Source organism: Candidatus Poribacteria bacterium (assembly GCA_021295715.1).
Lineage (GTDB): Bacteria > Poribacteria > WGA-4E > WGA-4E > WGA-3G > WGA-3G.
This window is the reverse complement of sequence record JAGWBV010000053.1, coordinates 50,471-56,075: the sequence shown is the minus strand read 5'-3', so window position 1 is coordinate 56,075 and position 5,605 is coordinate 50,471. Positions and strand designations below refer to the sequence as shown.

Below are 5,605 nucleotides of genomic sequence, written 5' to 3'. Positions count from 1 at the left end.
TTTCACGCGGTATGAGTTTCGCGGCGGCGATCATCTATGTATTCCGCGAAGCATATATCGTGATAGTCATCGAACAGTTTTGGTCATTTGTCAACAGTGTGCTAACGACTGAACAAGCGAAGCGTATTAATGGTCCCTTTTGTGCCGTTGCCTCTATGGGTTCATTCCTCGGCGGCACTCTTGTGAGCCAATGGGCAACCGTGTTAGGCTCCGAAGCATTGTTATTATTCACAGCAGGGTCCCTCGTCCCGACGGCGTTCCTTGGTGTCCTTGCTTACAAGCTTGGCGGTGAACCCAAACCCAGTGCGGAAGAGACTGGTGGCAGGCTCGGACACACCGGCATAAGAACACTCTTTCGTTCCAGATACCTGATTTTTATCGCAGATAGTGTCCACTGTGCTGGATCTGCGGTTCAATGCCTTGGCTGAAATAGAGAGACCTGATACGGATACACGGACTGCTTTTTTCGGGTCGGTCTATGGAAACCTCGGATTGGCGGCGGGTATTTTGCAACTGGTGGCGGTGCCACTCGCGCTCAGATTCATCGCACTTCGTTACATTCACCTCACGATTCCGATCGTCCATTTCGTCAGTAGTCTCATATTGACGGTTTCTCCGTCACTCCGAACCGGAACAGCGGCGTATGTGACCTTTAAAGCCTTAGATTACTCGCTTTTCCGGGCAGGAAAGGAATTGTTCTATATGCCGCTCTCTTACGATTCTCGTTATCGCGCGAAGCAGGTTATAGACGCTTTCGGATACCGCTTTTCAAAAGGTGGGAGTGCCGGTGTGCTTGAACTGGTGAGATTAGGTGTTGGGACGATTGCGGGTGCTGCGTACTCCATCACGGCTATGGTAGTAGCGGCGTTGTGGGCACCGATCGCATTCGGTTTGACAGCGATGTATCAGCAGTTGGTGAAGAGAGAGGAAACTTAAATCCACCCACTTGTTGGCACGCTTCTTAGCGTGCCAGAAATTTATCGAAAACAAGCGATTGCTTAAATCTCATAACGGACGAGTTTCCGTGCGGCATCAGTGATCTGCTCTGCATCTGGGATAACGAAATTTTCCATCACCGGTGCAAAGGGGACAGGCACGGGTGCTGCCGCGACCCGCTCAATGGGTGCATCGAGATAGTCAAACGCCTCTCGCACGACCAGTGCAGCGATCTCTGCCCCGAACCCCGCTCTACCGACCGCTTCGTGTGCGATCAACAACCGATTCGTTTTCTTAACGGAGTCGAGAATGCTGTCTTTGTCAAGGGGCATCAATGTCCGTGGATCAATGACTTCAGCAGAGATACCTTCTGCAGCAAGCGTATCTGCGGCAATGAGTGCGTTCAAGACCATCCGTGACGTCGCAAGAATTGTAATGTCTTCACCCTCACGTTTGACATCTGCTACACCCAACGGAATCGTATACTCTTCGTCAGGAATCTCTCCCTCCTCTGTGTAGAGGAGTTTGTGCTCAATAAACATGATTGGGTTGTCGTCCCGGATGGCTGTTTTCAGTAATCCTTTCGCATCGTAGGGTGTAGAGGGCATCACGACGAGGAGTCCGGGAATATGCACGAACCACGCTTCAAGACTCTGGGCATGCTGCGCTGCAGAGGATCGCCCGGCGCCCCCCTGTGTCCGAATCACGAGTGGCACATCTAACTGTCCACCGACCATATAACGAATCTTGGCGACTTGGTTCACAATCTGGTCCATACCTACCGCTGTAAAGTCGATGTACATCAACTCCGCAACCGGACGCATTCCTGTGACTGCCGCGCCGAGGGCAGTTCCGATGATAGCGGCTTCTGAGATCGGCGTGTTTCGGATTCGGTCTTTCCCGAATTCTTGGAACAATCCGTCTGTCACTTTATAGGCACCGCCGTATTCAGCGATATCTTCACCCATCAGAAAGACGGCATCATCGCGTTCCATCTCCTCTACGAGTGCTTCCTTGAGCGCGTCGCGATACGTAATCGTTTTCATTCAATCTCCTCAGTGTAAAATGTAGTAAAATTTGCGCGCATCAATACGTGTTTTTTTACGGTGGTGCGGTTGGATGAAATTTCAGAATTTAATTCGGTAATACCGTAACGATGTCCGGTGCGGTTAGGGGATTTAGTCTGGGAATAGACTAAATCCATTCCTTGTATTACATTCCGCACCTACCGGGTCTGGGGAAATATAGAGTTACCGAAATATGTAGTGAAACCTCATGAAGCCGCACCTCAGAGTTAGAAACGCAGTTGTAGACGCACCTTTACAATGCTTTCTCTGCCTTCAGCCATTCAAGCGTTTGCGCAAACGCTGCGACTGTCTCTGTAACGTCTTCCTCTGTGTGCGCTGCGGTTGTCATTCCGCCATTACCAGTGAGATCAATACCATTGAGCAGGAGACCGCATCGGAGACGCATCAGCATATCCGCATCGCTACTCCCTTTCAACTTCCGGTAATCCCATGTGTATGGATCAAAATCCGAAGTCCGCATCCCTTTTTCACCATGTCCGACGAGTAGTTTAAGCCCCGAAAATTCTCCGTAAACCACCCAGTCGAGTTCATAGTCATCAATGACGTTGTTCAGTTCAGTGCGAAGCCGTGCTGCGGTGTGATTCGCCTTCTTGTGTGGTTCGCCTGTTTTGATTAAGTTGAGCATTGCGATGCCCGCGGAGGCGGAGAGCGGATTCGCATTAAAGGTACCGGGATGCGGCATTTTTAACCCATCGCGTTCGGATTTCATCGAAATGAGTTCAAGAACTTCCGTTTTGCCGGCAAGTGCACCGCCTGGGAGTCCGCCCGCCAAAATCTTTGCGAGCGTTGTCAGATCCGGTGTGACGTTGTAATGCGCTTGTGCGCCGCCGGGTGCGACTCGGAACCCTGTTATAACTTCGTCGAAAATTAGCAGAACACCGTGTGCCTCTGTCAACTCACGGAGCTGCCGCAAAAATGTGCCATCCGTCGGAACAATACCGAAGGAGGCACCCGTCGGTTCAAGGATAATACAGGCAATGTCTTCATCCGTTTTCAAGAGGGTCTCAACGGCATCAATGTCGTTTGGCGGACATAATAGCGTTGTATTACGCACCTCCTGTGGGATACCGGGGACGTTCATATCGAAAGGTGGGTATGCGCCTAAGATAACACTGTCGTGCCAACCGTGGAAATGTCCGGCAAATTTCAGCACTTTATTCTTCCCTGTATAGGTGCGGGCAAGCCGAATCGCCATCAGCGTCGCCTCCGTCCCCGAACTGACAAATCGGACGCGTTCTGCTGACGGAATCAGTTGCGTCACGAGTGAACCCCATTCCATTTCCAAGGGGTGGCACGCGCCGTAGTGCGTTCCTCGATGCATCTGTGCTGTTACGGCTTCCACAACCTCCGGCGGATTATGCCCGAGGAGTAACGCGCCGTGTCCTGCCCAATAGTCAATAAATTGCTTATCTTCAAGTCCCCATTTCTTTGAGCCGTCGGCATGCGTAATATAAACCGGAAAGGGTGACATATAACGTCCATCGTGCGTTACACCATCCGGGAACAGATGATTTGCGGCATCGGACATTTCTCGATCTTTTGCGAAAGTCTTTTGGTAGCGTTCTAAAATGGTGTGCATCTTTTCCCTCGCCTTTTTCGGTGTTTGCGAATAATTATATCATATTTCTATTTTATTTCCCTTTTAATTTTACCTTGCGGAGAAATAACGGTTGTTAGAACTATCGGCAGTGTCCCTCAAATCCGCCTGCGCCGATGTTGCAGGCTATAGGTTAACTGACAACTAATCGCTAATCTTACCTCGTAGATAACGTGAGTTTGATAAAAGGGTCAAGTTGGGTTTCGCTACCGGTATTGACACAGAAGGTGCCTTGAAAAACGACACATCTCTCCACATTCTGCGATTTTTTTCGCGTATTTACCGCTCTACCTAAGGAAAACACCCAAGAAAAACACCTACAGATTTATTTTCAAACTGGCGTTAGATAAGTTTTTGACATTTCGTTCAAGACATAGTATAATATTTCCCCTACATTATTCCCCAAGGAGCAGTTTATGAAACAGATAGAAGGCGGAATCACGGCTGTGCCCGGTATCTGCGCAGCGGGTCTCCATGCAGGCATTAAAGCAGCCGACGCGAAGGACGTGGCACTCATTGTCACTGATACCCCAGCGACTGCCGCCGGAGTTTTCACAAAAAACAGCGTCACCGCTGCGCCCGTGATCGTATGTCGCGAGCATCTCAGCAGCGGACGCGCGCAAGCCGTAATTGTCAATAGCGGGAACGCCAACGCCTGCACTGGTGAAGTTGGCATGGCAAACGCACGACGGATGGCTGCCGTAACCGCCGAACAGCTCGGTATAGACGCGAACCTCGTTCTCGTCTCCTCTACCGGTGTTATTGGACAGCAATTGCCGATGGACAAAATCAAGAACGGGATCCAAGCCGCCGCGAGTGCGCTTAGCAGTGAAGGGGGTGCCGATGCCGCTGAAGCGATTATGACAACGGATACACATCCGAAATCCGTCGCAGTGGAGATCGAAATCGGCGATACACCCGTAAGGATCGGCGGGATCGCGAAAGGCTCCGGGATGATCGCACCGAATATGGCGACGATGCTCTCCTATCTGACAACAGATGTGCGAATCAGTGCCGAAACGCTCCAAGCCGCCCTAAACCGTGTCGTAGATGACACCTATAATCTTCTAACAGTTGACACCGATCGTAGCACGAATGACACGGTGCTGATCCTCGCGACCGGACATGCTGATAACGCCAAAATTGTTCCAACAGACGGGAAAAATTACGAAACGTTTTGTGAGGGATTGCAGTTCGTCTGCACCGAATTGGTGAAGATGCTCGCCCGTGACGGTGAGGGGGCGACGAAACTTGTTGAGGTGATCGTCAAACACGCCAAGAATCGAGACGATGCTGAAAAGGCGGCGCGTGCCGTTGCGGAATCACCGCTCGTCAAGACAGCGGTTTTCGCGAACGATGCGAATTGGGGACGGATTATGATGGCGATCGGAAAATCGGGGGCTGAATTTGACCCGTATCAGGTGGATGTTTGGCTTGCTGATTATCGACTCGTCAAAAATGGGATGGACGCTGGCTACGATGAAGACAAAGCCACCGCTCTGTTCTCAGAAGACCCCGTGCGTATCACGATTGACCTCCGTGCTGGTGACACAGAGATAATAATGTGGACGTGTGATTATTCTTACGATTATATTCGAATTAACGCCGACTATCGGACATAGCGTTCAAGAAGGTAGAAAGATGGAAAGAAAGGAAGATGGGAAGGTAGGAAGGTAGAAAGATGGAAAAAAAGGAAGACGGGAAGATGGGAAGAAAGGAATAAAAAAATGAGACATACAACTGAAATCAAACTCGCAAATCTCAGAGAAGTGTTGTCAAAATTTTTGAAAAAAATTCACATTTTTGCTATTTTAATCGAAAATTAACTTGACATTCAAAGGCAAATATATTAAACTATATATGCTTCTGAAAAGCGTAATCTCTTCTGCGCGAATTGTCAAAATTATGCGGGAGTAGCTCAGTGGTAGAGCTCCACCTTGCCAAGGTGGAGGTCGCGAGTTCAAATCTCGTCTCCCGCTCCATC

5 protein-coding genes and 1 tRNA gene are annotated in these 5,605 nt (G+C 49.9%); 4 read left to right on the top strand and 2 right to left on the bottom strand.

Annotated features, from left to right (window positions below; translation table 11 throughout):
* Both J4G07_14030 and J4G07_14025 read left to right on the top strand, forming a co-directional pair.
* Positions 1-428: hypothetical protein (locus tag J4G07_14030; protein ID MCE2415113.1), on the top strand; the 428-nt coding region annotated here is incomplete at its 5' end.
* The gene (locus tag J4G07_14025) at positions 397-936 is read left to right on the top strand and encodes a hypothetical protein (GenBank protein ID MCE2415112.1); all 540 of its coding nucleotides are present in this window, start codon (positions 397-399) and stop codon (positions 934-936) included. The genes J4G07_14030 and J4G07_14025, both read left to right, overlap by 32 nt.
* A 62-nt stretch (positions 937-998) precedes the next feature.
* Here the strand turns inward: J4G07_14025 and J4G07_14020 are convergent, their stop codons facing one another.
* Together J4G07_14020 and J4G07_14015 are read right to left on the bottom strand one after the other, a co-directional pair.
* Positions 999-1,982 carry an alpha-ketoacid dehydrogenase subunit beta gene (locus tag J4G07_14020; GenBank protein MCE2415111.1) on the bottom strand — a complete coding sequence of 328 codons (984 nt, stop codon included), beginning with the start codon at positions 1,980-1,982 and terminating at the stop codon, positions 999-1,001.
* Positions 1,983-2,256: 274 nt separating this feature from the next.
* The gene (locus J4G07_14015) at positions 2,257-3,603 is read right to left on the bottom strand and encodes an aminotransferase class III-fold pyridoxal phosphate-dependent enzyme (GenBank protein ID MCE2415110.1); all 1,347 of its coding nucleotides are present in this window, start codon (positions 3,601-3,603) and stop codon (positions 2,257-2,259) included.
* Positions 3,604-4,037: 434 nt separating this feature from the next.
* Between J4G07_14015 and argJ the strand changes: the two genes are divergently transcribed.
* Positions 4,038-5,243 (top strand): bifunctional glutamate N-acetyltransferase/amino-acid acetyltransferase ArgJ, encoded by a 1,206-nt coding sequence (argJ, locus tag J4G07_14010; GenBank protein ID MCE2415109.1) that lies wholly within the window; start codon positions 4,038-4,040, stop codon positions 5,241-5,243.
* Between the two features lie 285 nt (positions 5,244-5,528).
* Positions 5,529-5,603: transfer RNA gene (locus tag J4G07_14005), tRNA-Gly, on the top strand.
* Positions 5,604-5,605: the final 2 nt, after the last annotated feature.

Bases quoted from the DNA above. Each gene is read 5' to 3' on its own strand.
- argJ (MCE2415109.1), top strand. From the start codon at position 4,038: ATGAAACAGATAGAAGGCGGAATCACGGCTGTGCCCGGTATCTGCGCA.
- J4G07_14020 (MCE2415111.1), bottom strand. From the start codon at position 1,982: ATGAAAACGATTACGTATCGCGACGCGCTCAAGGAAGCACTCGTAGAG.
- J4G07_14015 (MCE2415110.1), bottom strand. From the start codon at position 3,603: ATGCACACCATTTTAGAACGCTACCAAAAGACTTTCGCAAAAGATCGA.